General features: G+C 62.2%; 10 protein-coding genes. 7 read left to right on the top strand and 3 right to left on the bottom strand.

Annotated elements, in window-relative coordinates; translation table 11 throughout:
- The 3 genes from carB to RMO23_RS19145 all read left to right on the top strand — a co-directional run.
- The coding region (gene carB, locus RMO23_RS19135; protein WP_309684671.1) for a carbamoyl-phosphate synthase large subunit at positions 1-2,109 on the top strand (2,109 nt) is incomplete at its 5' end.
- A gap of 185 nt (positions 2,110-2,294) precedes the next feature.
- A complete protein-coding gene (greA, locus tag RMO23_RS19140; RefSeq protein ID WP_309684673.1) occupies positions 2,295-2,771 on the top strand; it encodes a transcription elongation factor GreA in 477 nt (158 codons plus the stop codon).
- An 85-nt stretch (positions 2,772-2,856) separates the two neighbouring features.
- Positions 2,857-3,294 carry a DUF4149 domain-containing protein gene (locus tag RMO23_RS19145; protein WP_309684676.1) on the top strand — a complete coding sequence of 146 codons (438 nt, stop codon included), beginning with the start codon at positions 2,857-2,859 and terminating at the stop codon, positions 3,292-3,294.
- Here the strand turns inward: RMO23_RS19145 and folD are convergent.
- The 3 genes from folD to RMO23_RS19160 form a co-directional block, all read right to left on the bottom strand.
- On the bottom strand, positions 3,291-4,136 hold the full coding sequence (folD, locus tag RMO23_RS19150) for a bifunctional methylenetetrahydrofolate dehydrogenase/methenyltetrahydrofolate cyclohydrolase FolD (RefSeq protein ID WP_309684678.1): 846 nt from the start codon (positions 4,134-4,136) through the stop codon (positions 3,291-3,293). The genes RMO23_RS19145 and folD overlap by 4 nt on opposite strands.
- Positions 4,137-4,225: 89 nt before the next feature.
- The gene (locus RMO23_RS19155; protein WP_309684680.1) at positions 4,226-4,852 is read right to left on the bottom strand and encodes a response regulator transcription factor; all 627 of its coding nucleotides are present in this window, start codon (positions 4,850-4,852) and stop codon (positions 4,226-4,228) included.
- 34 nt (positions 4,853-4,886) lie between these two features.
- Positions 4,887-7,460, bottom strand: a complete 2,574-nt coding sequence (locus RMO23_RS19160) for a PAS domain S-box protein (RefSeq protein WP_405041640.1) — start codon at positions 7,458-7,460, stop codon at positions 4,887-4,889.
- 312 nt (positions 7,461-7,772) lie between these two features.
- On the opposite strand from RMO23_RS19160, the gene aceE reads away from it, so the two are divergent.
- The 4 genes from aceE (at position 7,773) to lpdA (ending at position 14,709) form a co-directional block, all read left to right on the top strand.
- A complete protein-coding gene (aceE, locus tag RMO23_RS19165) occupies positions 7,773-10,496 on the top strand; it encodes a pyruvate dehydrogenase (acetyl-transferring), homodimeric type (protein ID WP_309684683.1) in 2,724 nt (907 codons plus the stop codon).
- 13 nt (positions 10,497-10,509) lie between these two features.
- Positions 10,510-12,183: a dihydrolipoyllysine-residue acetyltransferase gene (gene aceF, locus RMO23_RS19170; RefSeq protein ID WP_309684685.1), complete on the top strand. Its 1,674-nt coding sequence runs from the start codon at positions 10,510-10,512 to the stop codon at positions 12,181-12,183.
- A 73-nt stretch (positions 12,184-12,256) separates the two neighbouring features.
- Entirely contained in the window at positions 12,257-12,847 is a 591-nt protein-coding gene (locus RMO23_RS19175; protein WP_309684687.1) for an MFS transporter, read from the top strand.
- Positions 12,844-14,709, top strand: coding sequence for a dihydrolipoyl dehydrogenase (lpdA, locus tag RMO23_RS19180; RefSeq protein ID WP_309684689.1), 1,866 nt, complete (start codon positions 12,844-12,846; stop codon positions 14,707-14,709). The genes RMO23_RS19175 and lpdA overlap by 4 nt, the downstream gene beginning before the upstream one ends.
- Positions 14,710-14,993: the final 284 nt, after the last annotated feature.

The following is a 14,993-nucleotide window of genomic DNA, read 5'->3' on the forward strand; positions in this document are numbered from 1 at the left end:
TCGGTCGGTGAGGTCATGGCCATGGGCCGCACCTTCCAGGAATCGTTCCAGAAAGCCCTGCGCGGCCTCGAAGTCGGCGTCGATGGCATGAACGAAAAAACGCAGGACCGGGAAGTGCTGGAGAAAGAACTCGGCGCGCCCGGCCCCGACCGCATCTGGTACGTGGGTGATGCCTTTGCCCTGGGCATGAGTGTGGACGAGGTGTTTGCGCTGACCAAGATTGACCCCTGGTTTCTGGTGCAGATCGAGCAGATCGTGAAGATCGAGCTGGAACTCGAAACCACCTCACTCGACCAGATTGATGCCGCCACCTTGCGCGCGCTCAAGCAAAAGGGCTTTTCCGACCGCCGCCTGGCCAAACAACTCAAAACCACCGATACCGCCATTCGCGACAGGCGCCTTGCGCTGGGTGTGAGGCCTGTGTACAAGCGCGTGGACACCTGCGCGGCCGAATTTGCCACCAACACCGCCTACCTGTATTCGACTTACGAGGCCGCGCACGCTTTCAATTCAAGCAGCGAGTGCGAAGCCGCACCCACCGACAACAAAAAAATCATGGTGCTGGGCGGCGGGCCGAATCGTATTGGCCAGGGCATCGAGTTTGACTACTGCTGCGTTCACGCAGCGCTGGCCCTGCGCGAAGACGGCTACGAGACCATCATGGTCAACTGCAATCCCGAAACGGTTTCCACCGACTACGACACCAGCGATCGCCTGTACTTTGAGCCGCTGACGCTGGAAGACGTGCTGGAAATCGTCGACAAGGAAAAGCCGCTGGGCGTCATCGTCCAGTACGGCGGCCAGACGCCCTTGAAGCTGGCGCTGGACCTGGAAGCCAACGGCGTGCCCATCATCGGCACCTCGCCCGACATGATTGACGCGGCCGAAGACCGTGAGCGCTTCCAGAAGCTGCTGCACGAGCTCAAGCTGCGCCAGCCGCCCAATGCCACGGCGCGCACCGAGCCGGAGGCGCTTGAAAAGGCCGCCGCGCTCGGTTACCCGCTGGTGGTGCGGCCCAGCTATGTGCTGGGCGGCCGCGCCATGGAAATCGTGCATGAGCAGCGTGACCTGGAGCGCTACATGCGCGAAGCGGTCAAGGTCAGCCATGACTCGCCGGTGCTGCTGGACCGCTTTTTGAACGATGCGATCGAGTGCGATGTGGACTGCATCCGCGACGCCGAAGGTGCTACCTTCATCGGCGGCGTGATGGAGCATATCGAGCAGGCCGGTGTGCACAGCGGTGACTCGGCTTGTTCCTTGCCGCCTTATTCGCTGAGCGCCGAGACGGTGACCGAAATCAAGCGCCAGACCGCCGCCATGGCGCATGCCCTGAACGTGGTCGGCCTCATGAACGTGCAGTTTGCCATCCAGCATGTGGACGGCCAGGACGTCATCTACGTGCTCGAAGTCAATCCCCGCGCCTCGCGCACCGTGCCTTTCGTCAGCAAGGCCACCGGCATCCAGCTGGCCAAGGTGGCGGCACGTTGCATGGCCGGCCAGTCGCTGGCTTCGCAGGGCATCACCCAGGAAGTCACGCCGCCCTATTTCAGCGTGAAGGAAGCCGTCTTCCCCTTCGTCAAATTCCCGGGCGTGGACACCATTCTCGGCCCCGAGATGAAGTCCACCGGCGAGGTGATGGGCGTGGGCAAGACCTTTGGCGAGGCCTTTGTCAAGTCGCAACTCGGCGCGGGCACCAAGCTGCCCACGTCGGGCAAGGTGTTCCTGACGGTCAAGAACAATGACAAGCCGCGTGCCGTGCAAGTGGCGCGTGGCCTGGCCGCGCTGAAGTTTGAGCTGGTGGCCACCAAAGGCACGGCATCTGCCATCAACGCCGCCGGCATTGCCTGTGACGTCGTCAACAAGGTTACCGAAGGCCGGCCCCATGTGGTCGACATGATCAAGAACAACGAGATTGCGCTGGTCATCAACACCGTGGAAGAGCGGCGCAACGCGATTGCCGACTCGCGGCAGATTCGCACCTCGGCGCTACTGGCCCGTGTCACCACCTTCACCACCATCGCCGGTGCCGAGGCGGCGGTCGAGGGCATGAAGTACCTGGACAACCTGGACGTGTATTCGGTGCAGGAGCTCCACGCCCAGCTGGTCTGATTGTGTTGCCACCGCGCTTTGCACTGCGTGTCATGCGCTGCCCCCCGAGGGGGCTGGCCTTGCTTGGGGCGGCCCGGCGCGGCGGCCTCTGGCGTAGTCGTCTCAATTTGCATTAAACTTATTTGAAATTAAACACGCCGCCGCCAGGTGACTGGTGGCGGTTTCGCTTTTTGCAGGAGCAAAACATGGCAACCCTACCGATTACCAAGCGCGGCGCAGAAAGTCTGAAAGCCGAGCTGCACCAGCTCAAAACCGTGGACCGCCCCTGGGTCATCAATTCGATCTCCGAGGCGCGGGCCCAGGGCGACCTGAGCGAGAACGCCGAGTACGACGCAGCCAAGGACCGTCAGGGTTTTATTGAAGGCCGGATTCAGGAAATTGAGGGCAAGCTCTCGGCTGCGCAGATCATCGACCCGTCCGAGCTCGATGCCGGTGGCAAGGTGGTGTTTGGCTCCACCATCGAGTTGCATGATGAAGATTCGGGCGACACCGTGACCTACCAGATCGTGGGCGAGGACGAGGCCGATATCAAAAAAGGACGGGTCAACGTCGGCTCGCCGATTGCGCGCGCGCTGATTGGCAAGGACGAGGGCGACACCGCCGAGGTGCAGGCGCCGGGCGGCCTCAAGCGCTACGAAATCGTTGCCGTGATGTACATATGAAGCCCCCACGTTCGTTCACTGCGTGTAACTCTCTGCCCCCCGAGGGGGCTAATTTTCCTGGGGGCGGCCCGGCGGAAAATTGTTCATGAGGCATCGCTTCGGCGTCATGCTGGCCGCGCTCTGGTGGGGCAGTCTGAGCGGGCTCGGGTTTGTCGTGGTGCCCATGCTCTTTCTGCATCTGGGCAGCCCGGCGGCCGCCGGCGCCATGGCGGCCAAGCTGTTCACGGCACAAACCTGGCTCAGCACCGGCTGCGCCATGCTCATGCTGCTCATTTTTAATCAAAAAGAGGCTGCAACCCAGAATAAATCAGCGCAGATTGCTATGAAATTCATAGTGGCTGGCATGCTGCTGGCGCTGCTGGTGGAGTTTGGCGTGGCGCCGCGCATCGTCAGCGCGCGGGCAGAGGGCGCCAGCCTCAGGCTGTGGCATGGCCTGGGCAGTGCCATGTATTTCGGCCAGTGGCTGTGCGCCGCCCTGAGCCTCTGGCGTTTGAGTCGGCCAACTGCGGCCAAGCCGGATTAGCAGCGTTCAGCCGCTTCCATGGTATTGACTAGCAGCATGGTGATGGTCATGGGGCCGACGCCGCCGGGCACTGGCGTGATGTAGCCGGCGACTTCTTTCACGCCGTCAAAATCCACGTCGCCACAAAGCTTGCCTTCCTCGCTGCGGTTCATGCCCACGTCGATCACGACCGCGCCGGGCTTGACCATGTCAGCGGTGAGCATGCTGCGTTTGCCCACCGCCGCCACGATCACGTCGGCCTGCAGGGTCATGGCCTTGAGGTCGGCGGTGGCGCTGTGGCAGATGGTCACGGTGGCGTTTTTCTGCAGCAGCATCAGCGCCATCGGCTTGCCGACGATGTTGCTGCGGCCAATGACGACCGCATGCTTGCCGCGCAGCTCATAGCCAATGCTTTCCAGCATCTTCATGCAGCCGTAAGGCGTGCAGGGCCAGAAACCCGGCTGGCCGACCAGCAGGGCGCCGGCGCTGGCGACGTGAAACCCGTCCACGTCCTTGGCCGGCGCAATCGCCTCGATGACTTTTTGCGCGTCGATGTGCGCGGGCAGCGGGAGCTGCACCAGAATGCCGTGAATCGCCGGGTCCCGGTTCAGCGCCTCCACCCGCGCCAGCAACTCCGCTTCACCCAGTGTCGAGGGGTATTGCTCCAGCACCGAATGCAGGCCGTTGTCCTGGCAGGCCTTGACCTTGTTGCGCACATAGACCTGGCTCGCGGGGTTGTCGCCCACCAGCACCACCGCCAGGCCCGGCGTGATGCCGCGGCTGCGCAGGGCGGCAGCGCGCTGGGCGACCTCGGTGCGCAGTTGTTGGGAAAGGGCGTTGCCGTCGATCAGTTTTGCGGTCATTTTTATGCGGTTTTCAAGTAAAAACGCCCGCTAGTCCATGAACAACGGGCGTAAGTTGCTATCAATACGATAGCAATTGACGAAGTGGCTCAGGCCTTGGGCGCGTTCGATCCCAGGGCGATCTTGAGCAAATCGGCGACCGTGTTGGCGTTGAGTTTTTCCATGATATTGGCGCGGTGCGCCTCCACTGTCTTGATGCTGATGCCCAGGTCATCGGCAATCTGTTTGTTCAGCCTGCCGGCCACGATGCGCTCCAGCACCTGCGCCTCGCGCGAGGTCAGCTTGGCCAGCAGCGCGTCGCGGCTGGCGGATTGCTGGTGTCCCGCGAAGGCTTCCTTGGCCTGCTCGAGCATGCGCTCCACCAGATTGACCAGCGCCTCTTCCTGGAAAGGCTTCTGGATGAAATCCATGGCGCCTTTTTTCATGGTGTTGACCGCCATCGGCACGTCGCCGTGGCCGGTGATGAAGACGATGGGCAGGGGCGACTTGCGCTCGACCAGGCGGTCCTGCAGTTCCAGGCCGGTCATGCCGCCCATGCGGATGTCAACGATCAGGCAGGCCACTTCACGCGCATCGTAGCGGCTCAGAAAGGTTTCGGCCGAGTCGTAGCAGCGCACCCGGTAGTCCTTGCCCTCAAGCAGCCATTGCAGCGAGTCACGCACGCCCTCGTCATCATCAACGACGTAGACCGTGCCTTTTTTGGGAATCAAGCTCATGCCAAACTTTCTCAGTGAACTTTTTTGAACTGTGTCAGTGAACGCCGGCGTTTTTTGCCGCTGCGTTATCGCTAGCAGGCACCGAAGGTGCAAGCAGGGGCGTCACGGGAATCCAGAAGGTAAACCGGCACCCCACCACTTCATCGCCATTGTAGAGGTTCTGCGCCTCCATCCTGCCCTGGTGCGACTCGACAATGCTGCGGCATAACTTCAGGCCTATGCCCATGCCCTCGGCCTTGGTGGAGTAGAAGGCTTCGAACAGCCGAGTCATCACTTCGGGCGACAGCCCGTGCCCGGTGTCGAGCACCGAAAACTCCACCACGCTCTGGTCCTCGATGTGCTTGGGCACCACGCGCAGTTCAACGCTGCGGCGGGCCGTCGGCAGGTGCGCCTGCTCAATCGATTCGGCGGCGTTTTTCATCAGGTTGATCAGCACTTGCTCGATCAGGATCGGGTCCACCATGATCTCGGGCAGGCGCGCCGCGATGTAGTGGCTCAGCCGCACATGGTGGCGCCGCAGCTCAATGTCGGCCAGCTCCATCGCATTGCTGACCATGGTGGCGACATCGGCGCGCATGCGGTTGGGCTCGCTGCGTTTTACAAACGAGCGGATGCGCTGGATGATCTGCCCGGCCCGCCACGCCTGCTTGGCGGTTTTTTCAAGCGCCACCAGCAGGTCCTCGTTGCTGATTTGCCGGCCCTTGATGCGCGACACCATGCCGTTGCAGTAGTTGTTGATGGCGGTCAGCGGCTGGTTCAGTTCGTGCGCCACGCTGGACGCCATCTCGCCCATGGTGATGAGCCGGCTGGCGGTTTGCGCGCGTTCGTTTTGCAGGGCGGCCTGCTCCTCGGCGTGGCGGCGCGGTGTGATGTCGGTGGCAATCACCATCTGCGCCAGGCGCCCGTCCACCCAGGTCAGGTAGCGCGAGCGCACCTCCAGCCATTTGCCCAGTTCGGGCACAAAGATTTCGGCGTTTTCGGTCAGGGCGGCGGTGAGCGTGTCGGTCGGAAAGCCGGCCAGGCCATCCACCGCGTCGAGCGCATCATCGGTGGGTGCAATGGTCGGCACGCCCGCCTGCGCGATCAGGTTGATGTGCCCCGACACCTCGCCGCCAAACCACGAGCGGTAGAGCTTGTTGGCAAACAGCAGTTCCTCGCTGCCCAGCGGGGCCACCGACACCGCGGCGTCCAGCCCCTCCAGCACGGTGGTGAAGCGTTCATACGAGGCCGACAGCTCCTCGCGAATGCGTTTGGGCTCGGTGATGTCGGTCATCGAGGTCATCCAGCCGGTCTGCTGGCCGCGCGGGTCTATCAGCGGCGACACATACATGCGCGCGTCAAAAATCTGGCCGTTGCGGCGTTTTACCCGCACCTCAAAACCGCCGGGCGGCGTGCGGCCGTGCAACTCGTCATCGAGTCGCGCCATCAGCGTCTCGACTTCCGCTTCGGGCCAGTGTGGAAAAGGCGGCGTGCGGCCCACCAGTTCGCCTTCGGTCAGGCCCGTCATCTGGCAAAACGCCGGGTTGACATAGGTGATGCGGCCCTGCAGATCGAGGGCGCGCATGCCGGTGAGCATGGAGTTTTCCATGGCGCGGCGAAAGTTGGTTTCGGAAATCAGCGCTTGCTGGGCCTGCACCCGGCGCCGGGTGTGGCGCCAGGTGCCCAGCAGCATCCAGACGGTCAGCGCACTCAGGGCGCTGACCAGCCAGAAAAAGCCGCTGCCGACCACGCCCAGCGAGGTGCGGTAACCCTCGGCCCGCAGCAGCAGGCCGTTGCCCACCGGGGACACTGGTATCTCATACTCGGCGGCGGCGTCGGTCCAGGGCAGCAGGCGGGCGGCCGGACTGCGCCGCGGCGGCAGGTTGCCGGCCAGCACCTGATTCTTGTCGTCTATCAGGGTCACCGCGTACTTGGCGGTGATTTCGGTTGGCACGCCAAAGCGCAGCAGCCCGTCGATAGAGTATTCGCCCATGATGACGCCGGCAAATTTGCCCTGGTCATCCAGCGGCACCTGCAGCTGCAGGGCGGGCGCGTTGTAGCCACTGCTCTCCTTGCTGACCAGCGGGCGGGAATACACCGGCTGGCGCAGGTCACGCGCCAAGTCGTATGTGCCGTCGGTCTCGTCGACCCGGAGCTGGTCACCCGCGGCGCGCAACTGGCTGGTGTTGGCGCTGGGCGATACATAGGTCACCTTGATGCGGCGCTTGCTGTCTATCCAACTGACGGCCATCAGCTCGGGATATTGGTTGACCAGCGCTTCGGCCTGGACCACGAACTCCTCGGCATCGACTTCCTTGTTCGACACATCGCGGCCTATGCGCATCAGCTGCTCCTGCCGCTCCAGCAGCCGCAGCCGCAGGCGCTGCTGGGCGTATTCCACATCGCGCTTGACGGCTTCCTGCTCGCGGTCGATTTCCTCGATCCGCAGGTAGCCAAAGGCCGCAATCACTGCCGCCAGAAAGAGCACCACGGCCAGCAGCGGCCCCAGCGTGATGAAGCGGTCCTGGCGTGAGGGTGACTGCTTGCGCCACCAGTGGCGCCACATCGTCATGGGGGCCGGCTTGCCCGCGGGGGAAGAGGGGGAGGGTGGGGGGGCTTGCGTGGTCATGGGCGAAGCTAGCAGTTTAAGTGAGATGCCCTTGTCCAGCGGGGTAACCATGGTCTTTCAAGGTCAACGCGACAGGCCTGATCGGGGCTGACTGACGGCTGACTGAGCGCTTGAACAGACTGATTTTCTTTCTAAATTTCTTAATATGAAAACATAAAGCATAATTTGAAATTAAGAAAAAAATATGAGAAACTAGGGACTTGAATCTAATTTGCGTTACAACACAGCTTGGGCGCAATTTGGACACCGGCTTTGCACGCAGCCCCAGCCGGCTGCGGCGCAATTTAACCAGCGTTATTGAGGAGACAAAAAATGGCTGCTATTCCTAACGAGGTGGGTGTTGGCAACTTGGGGGCGACCGGCGGTGCGCTGGACAAAGACTCGCAGGAGACCCGCGAGTGGATGGACGCACTGTCGGCGGTGATTGAAAGCGAGGGCCCGGAGCGGGCTCACTTTCTGCTCGAGCAATTGCTTGAGCATGCCCGCCAGAACAGCATCGACATGCCTTTTTCGGCCAACACCGGCTACGTCAATACCATCGAGGCCGACCAGGAAGAGCGCTCCCCCGGCAACCTTGAAATTGAAGAACGCCTGCGCGCCTACATGCGCTGGAACGCCATGGCCATGGTGGTCAAGGCCAACCGCCTGCATCCCGCAGACGGTGGCGACCTGGGCGGCCACATCGGCTCGTTTGCCTCGCTGGCCAGCCTGTTTGGCGCGGGGTTTAACCACTTCTGGCATGCCGAAAGTGAAGGCCATGGCGGCGATTGCCTTTACATCCAGGGCCATGTGTCGCCCGGTGTCTACGCCCGCGCCTATCTCGAGGGCAGGCTGACGGAAGAGCAGTTGCTCAACTTCCGCCAGGAGGTCGATGGCAAAGGCCTGTCAAGCTACCCGCACCCCAAGCTGATGCCCGAGTTCTGGCAGTTCCCCACGGTGTCCATGGGACTGGGCCCGCTGATGGCGATTTACCAGGCGCGTTTCCTCAAATACCTGCACGCGCGCGGCATCGCCAACACCGAAAACCGCAAGGTCTGGGTGTTCTGTGGTGATGGCGAGATGGACGAGGTCGAGTCCATGGGCGCGATCGGCCTGGCCGCGCGAGAAAAGCTCGACAACCTGGTGTTCGTCATCAACTGCAACCTGCAGCGGCTGGACGGTCCGGTGCGCGGCAATAGCAAGATCATTCAGGAGCTCGAAGGCGAGTTCCGTGGCGCCGGCTGGAATGTCATCAAGCTGATCTGGGGCAGCAACTGGGATCCGCTGCTGGCGCGCGACAAGGACGGCGCGCTGCGCAAGGTCATGATGGATACGCTGGACGGCGACTACCAGGCCATGAAGGCCAACGACGGCGCTTACGTGCGCAAGCACTTCTTCGGCCAGAACCCCAAGACGCTGGAGATGGTCGCCAAGATGAGCGACGACGACATCTGGAATCTGCGCCGTGGGGGGCACGATTCGCAAAAGGTCTATGCCGCCTTCCATTCGGCCGTCAATCACACGGGCCAGCCCACTGTGCTGCTGATCAAGACCGTTAAGGGTTTTGGCATGGGCAAGATTGGCGAGGGCAAGAATACCGTGCACCAGACCAAGAAGCTGACCGACGAGGACATCAAGGTCTTCCGCGACCGCTTCAACATCCCGATCCCTGACAGCCAGCTGGCCGAGCTTCCGTTTTACAAACCAGCCGACGACACGCCCGAAATGCGCTACCTGCACGAGCGCCGCAAGGCGCTGGGTGGTTACCTGCCGCACCGCCGCGTCAAGGCCGACGAGCAGTTCACCGTGCCCGCGCTTGAGACCTTCAAGTCGGTGATGGAGCCGACACCCGAAGGCCGCGAAATCTCGACCACGCAAGCCTATGTGCGCTTTTTGACGCAGCTGCTGCGCGACCAGGCGCTGGGCCCGCGCGTGGTACCGATTCTGGTCGACGAAGCCCGCACCTTTGGCATGGAAGGCCTGTTCCGCCAGATCGGCATCTATAACCCCGAAGGCCAGAAGTACACCCCGGTCGATAAAGACCAGGTGATGTACTACAAGGAAGACAAGAAGGGCCAGATCCTGCAGGAGGGCATCAATGAGGCCGGCGGCATGAGCAGCTGGATCGCAGCGGCGACCTCGTACAGCACCAACAACCGGATCATGATCCCGTTCTACGTGTACTACTCGATGTTCGGCTTTCAGCGCATCGGCGACCTGGCCTGGGCGGCTGGCGACATGCAGGCGCGCGGTTTCCTGCTGGGCGGTACCTCGGGCCGCACCACGCTGAACGGCGAAGGCCTGCAGCACGAAGACGGCCACAGCCACATCATGGCCGGTACGATTCCGAATTGCATCAGCTACGACCCGACCTTTGCGCATGAAGTCGGCGTCATCCTGCACCACGGCCTCAAGCGCATGGTGGAAAAGCAGGACAACGTGTATTTCTACATCACGCTGCTCAATGAAAACTACCCGATGCCGGGCCTGACGGCGGGCACCGAAGAGCAGATCATCAAGGGTATGTACCTGTGCAAGGAAGGCGCCAAGCTGACGCCGCGTGTGCAGTTGCTGGGTTCCGGTACGATTTTGCGCGAGTCGATTGCGGCGCAGGAATTGCTCGAAAAAGAGTGGGGCGTTGCTGCCAACGTCTGGAGCTGCCCAAGCTTCAATGAGCTGGCCAGAGACGGCCAGGACACCGAGCGCTGGAACCTGCTGCACCCGACGGACACGCCGCGCGTATCTTTTGTCGGCCAGCAGCTGGAAAAGCACAATGGCCCGGTGGTCGCATCGACCGACTACATGAAAGCCTATGCCGAGCAGATTCGCTCCTTTATTCCCAAGGGCCGCACCTTCAAGGTGCTGGGCACCGACGGTTTTGGCCGCAGCGATTTCCGCAGCAAGCTGCGCGAGCATTTTGAGATCAACCGCCACTACATCGTGGTGGCGGCTTTGAAAGCCCTCAGCGAAGAAGGTACGGTTCCGGTCGCCAAGGTGGCCGAAGCTATCAAGAAGTACGGCATTCAAGCCGACAAGATCAATCCTCTCTACGCTTGAGGAGACTTTCAATATGGCAACAATCGATATTCAGGTTCCGGACATTGGCGATTTCGACGAAGTCACCGTCATCGAGCTGCTGGTCAAGCCGGGCGACAGCGTCAAGGCCGAGCAGTCACTGATCACGGTGGAGTCCGACAAGGCCTCCATGGAAATCCCGTCCAGCCACGCCGGCGTCGTCAAAGACCTCAAGATCAAGCTCGGCGACAAGGTCAAGCAGGGCTCGGTGGTGCTGACGCTGGAAGTGGCGGGTGAAGCTGCCGCTCCGGCGCCGGCGCCTACGCCTGCACCGGCTGCAGCGCCCGCCCCCAGGGCACCGGCGGCCGCGGCACCTGCTCCAACGGCTGCGCCGGCACCGGCCGCCGCCGCTTCCGGCCCGGTGGAAGTACGCGTGCCCGACATTGGCGACTTCAAGGATGTGTCGGTGATCGAGGTGCTGGTCAAGGTGGGTGACACCATCAAGGTCGAGCAGTCGCTGATCACGGTCGAGTCCGACAAGGCCTCGATGGAGATTCCATCGTCAGGTGCGGGTGTGCTCAAAGACCTCAAGGTCAAGCTCGGCGACGTGGTCAATATTGGCGATCTGCTGGCGCTGCTGGAGGGCGCTGCGGCACCCGCTGGCACCACTGCACCTGCATCAGCCGCACCGGCTCCGGTCGCCGCAGCTGCTGCGCCTGCTGTACCAGCTGCCGCTGCGCCCGCCGCCGCGCGGATTGCCGTGCCAGCGCACGAACCCACGGCGGCGCCCACCGGCAGCCTGCCCCACGCCTCGCCCTCGGTGCGCAAGTTTGCGCGCGAGCTCGGGGTGCCGCTGGCGGAGGTCAAGGGCGCTGGCCCCAAGGGCCGTATCACCCAGGACGATGTGCAGGCCTTCACCCGGTCCGTCATGGCCGGTGACACGCGCACCCAGGCGCAGGCCGCCAAGGCGCCGGCAGCATCGGGCGGTGGCGCCGGTCTTGACTTGCTGCCATGGCCCAAGGTCGATTTCACCAAGTTTGGCCCGGTCGAGCGCAAGGACATGTCCCGCATCAAGAAGATCAGCGGCGCCAACCTGCACCGCAACTGGGTGATGATTCCGCATGTCTGCAACCATGACGATGCCGACATCACCGAGCTGGAAGCCTTCCGCGTCCAGATGAACAAGGAAAACGAGAAGGCCGGCATCAAGATCACCATGCTGGCGTTCTTGATCAAGGCTTCGGTGGCTGCGCTCAAGAAGTTTCCCGAGTTCAACGCGTCGCTCGACGGTGACCAGCTGGTGCTCAAGCAGTACTACAACGTGGCCTTTGCGGCCGACACGCCCAATGGCTTGGTCGTGCCCGTCATCAAGGATGCCGACAAAAAAGGCATTGTGCAGATTTCGCAGGAAATGGGCGAGCTGGCCAAGAAGGCGCGTGACGGCAAACTGAGCCCGGCCGACATGCAGGGCGCCTGCTTCACGATTTCGTCGCTGGGTGGTATTGGCGGGCGCTATTTCACGCCCATCATCAACGCGCCCGAAGTCGCCATTCTGGGCGTATGCAAAAGCCGTGTCGAACCGGTATGGGACGGCAAGGCCTTCCAGCCGCGCCTGATGCAGCCGATGTCGCTGAGCTGGGACCACCGCGTGATCGATGGGGCTTCGGCAGCGCGCTTCAACGCGTATCTGGGCCAGATTCTGGGTGACTTCCGCCGCGTATTACTGTGACCCCCACGCTTTTCACTTCGTGTGCCTCCGGCGTTGCGCTGCCCTCCGTTTTTTATGTCGCGGGGTTGGCACTATGACCACGCTGGTAGTAGTCAAAAAAGCCGGCCATGTGGCGATTGCCGCTGACACCTTGGTCACTTTCGGCGACACCAGCCTGAGTCACCGCTTTGAAGCCAACAGCAAGATCTTCAAGGTCGATACGCCGCAAGGCATCAGTTATGTCGGCATGGCCGGCACGGTGGCGCACTTTCCGGCGCTGCGCAAGGCCATGACGGCCTTGCCCAAGGACCAGCTCAAGCTGGGCAGCCGTGATGAGGTGTTTGACACCTTCATCCGGCTGCACCCGATGCTGAAGGAAACGTTTTTCCTGCAGACCAAGGAAGACGACAACGACCCCTACGAGTCGAGCCAGTTCACGGTCGTCATTGCCAACGCCAGCGGCATTTACGGCCTGTACAGCTACCGTGAAGTCTTTGAGTTCAACGAGTTCTGGGGCATTGGTTCGGGCCGCAGTTTCGCGCTCGGCGCCATGTATGCGACCTGGGACAAGGCCAAAACCGCCCGCGAAGTCGCGGTGGCGGGCATGAGCGCTGGCTGCGAGTTTGACAAAAACTCCGCTGGCCCGCTTGAAATATTCACCCTCAAATTGAAAGCCACCAAATGAGTGCCTCCCCCAACAACGCAGCCAGCCTGATCGATATCAAGGTGCCGGACATTGGCGATTTTGACGAAGTGACCGTGATCGAACTGCTGGTCAAGCCGGGCGACACCATCCAGGCCGACCAGAGCCTGATTACCGTCGAGAGCGACAAGGCGTCGATGGAAATTCCGTCATCGCACGGCGGCGTGGTGAAGGAAGTCAAGGTCAAGCTCGGCGACAAGGTCAAGCAAGGCACCGTCGTTTTGTCGCTGGCGGCGGCTGGCGGCGCACCTGCAGCCCCGGTTTCAGAGCCAAAAACGCCTCCAGCCCAGGTAGAACAGGCGCAACATGCTATTAATAACGTAGCAAGCAAGGCACCTGCGGCGGCCACTTTCAGCGGCTCGGCCGACCTCGACTGCGACGTGCTGGTGCTGGGCGCTGGCCCTGGCGGTTATTCGGCCGCCTTTCGCGCCGCCGACCTGGGGCTCAGAGTCGTTCTGGTCGAACGCTACGCCACCTTGGGCGGCGTCTGCCTGAACGTCGGCTGCATCCCGTCCAAGGCGCTGCTGCATGTGGCTGCCGTGATGGACGAGGTCAAGCATTTTGAAAGCCTGGGCGTGAGCTTTGCCGAGCCGGTGCTGGACATCAACAAGCTGCGCACCCACAAGGAAAAAGTCGTCGGCAAGCTGACCGGCGGCCTGGCCGCCATGGCCAAGATGCGCAAGGTCACCGTGGTGCGCGGCCTCGGCCAGTTTGTCGGCGCGCATCACCTGCAGGTCGAAGAAACCACGGGCGCCGCCCAGGAGAAATCGGGCAAAAAGCAGACCATTGCCTTCAAGAACTGCATCATTGCCGCCGGCTCGCAGGCGGTGCGCCTGCCTTTCATGCCCGAAGACCCGCGCGTGGTGGATTCGACCGGCGCGCTGAACCTGAAAGAAGTGCCCAAACGCATGCTGATTCTGGGCGGCGGCATCATTGGCCTGGAAATGGGCACGGTCTACAGCACGCTGGGCGCGCGCCTCGATGTGGTCGAAATGCTGGACGGCCTGATGCAAGGCGCCGACCGCGACCTGGTCAAGGTCTGGCAAAAAATGAACGCGCCGCGTTTTGACAACATCATGCTCAAGACCAAAACGGTCGGTGCCAAAGCCACGCCAGCCGGTATTGAGGTGACGTTTGAAGCGGCGGAGGCGGGCGGCACCGCGCCGGCACCGCAAACCTACGACCTGGTGCTGCAAGCCGTGGGCCGCACGCCCAATGGCAAAAAACTGGCGGCAGACAAAGCCGGCATCAGCGTGACCGACCGCGGCTTCATTCCGGTCGATATCCAGATGCGAACCAACGTTCCGCACATTTTCGCCATTGGCGACATCGTCGGCCAGCCCATGCTGGCGCATAAGGCGGTGCATGAGGCCCATGTGGCGGCCGAGGTGATTGCCGGTGAACTGCAGGGCAACAAGGAGTTGGCCAGCGCCGCCTTCAACGCCCGTGTGATTCCAAGCGTCGCCTACACCGACCCCGAGGTGGCGTGGGTGGGTTTGACCGAAGACCAGGCCAAGGCGCAGGGCATCAAGGTCAAAAAAGGCCTGTTCCCCTGGACGGCCTCAGGCCGCGCCATTGCCAACGGCCGCGACGAGGGCTTCACCAAGCTGCTGTTTGACGACAGCCCCGAGGCGCATGGCCACGGCAAGATCCTGGGCGGCGGCATGGTTGGAACCCATGCCGGCGACATGATTGGCGAGATTGCGCTGGCGATTGAGATGGGCGCCGACGCGGTGGACATCGGCAAAACCATTCACCCGCACCCGACGCTGGGCGAGAGCATCGGCATGGCGGCCGAAGTGGCGCACGGCAGCTGCACGGACTTGCCACCTGCTCGGAAGTAAAACCCCATCCAGATTCCCCAAAAAGCCTGGACCCGCAACGGTCCGGGCTTTTTGCTGTGTGGGCGGGAATGTTCGTAGGCGTGACCGTTGGTTTCGTGGGGCAACCGGGCACAATCGTGAATACCATAAAGCGAACAGCCCTTAGTAGTCCACTTCGGAAGTTCGCACACGTATTGTTCATGCTGCGAGCTTCAGAGGGTGGTTTTCGGCATAGCGTGAGCGCATGCGCGCCATCAGGGCGTTCAGATCGGCGCGGGTGAATTTCCACTCGAAGGGATGGGCGA

The sequence above is a fragment of the Polaromonas sp. genome (assembly GCF_031411155.1).
Taxonomy (GTDB): domain Bacteria; phylum Pseudomonadota; class Gammaproteobacteria; order Burkholderiales; family Burkholderiaceae_C; genus Polaromonas.

Bases quoted from the DNA above. Each gene is read 5' to 3' on its own strand.
- greA (WP_309684673.1), top strand. From the start codon at position 2,295: ATGGCAACCCTACCGATTACCAAGCGCGGCGCAGAAAGTCTGAAAGCC.
- RMO23_RS19145 (WP_309684676.1), top strand. From the start codon at position 2,857: ATGAGGCATCGCTTCGGCGTCATGCTGGCCGCGCTCTGGTGGGGCAGT.
- folD (WP_309684678.1), bottom strand. From the start codon at position 4,136: ATGACCGCAAAACTGATCGACGGCAACGCCCTTTCCCAACAACTGCGC.
- RMO23_RS19155 (WP_309684680.1), bottom strand. From the start codon at position 4,852: ATGAGCTTGATTCCCAAAAAAGGCACGGTCTACGTCGTTGATGATGAC.
- RMO23_RS19160 (WP_405041640.1), bottom strand. From the start codon at position 7,460: ATGACCACGCAAGCCCCCCCACCCTCCCCCTCTTCCCCCGCGGGCAAG.
- aceE (WP_309684683.1), top strand. From the start codon at position 7,773: ATGGCTGCTATTCCTAACGAGGTGGGTGTTGGCAACTTGGGGGCGACC.
- aceF (WP_309684685.1), top strand. From the start codon at position 10,510: ATGGCAACAATCGATATTCAGGTTCCGGACATTGGCGATTTCGACGAA.
- RMO23_RS19175 (WP_309684687.1), top strand. From the start codon at position 12,257: ATGACCACGCTGGTAGTAGTCAAAAAAGCCGGCCATGTGGCGATTGCC.
- lpdA (WP_309684689.1), top strand. From the start codon at position 12,844: ATGAGTGCCTCCCCCAACAACGCAGCCAGCCTGATCGATATCAAGGTG.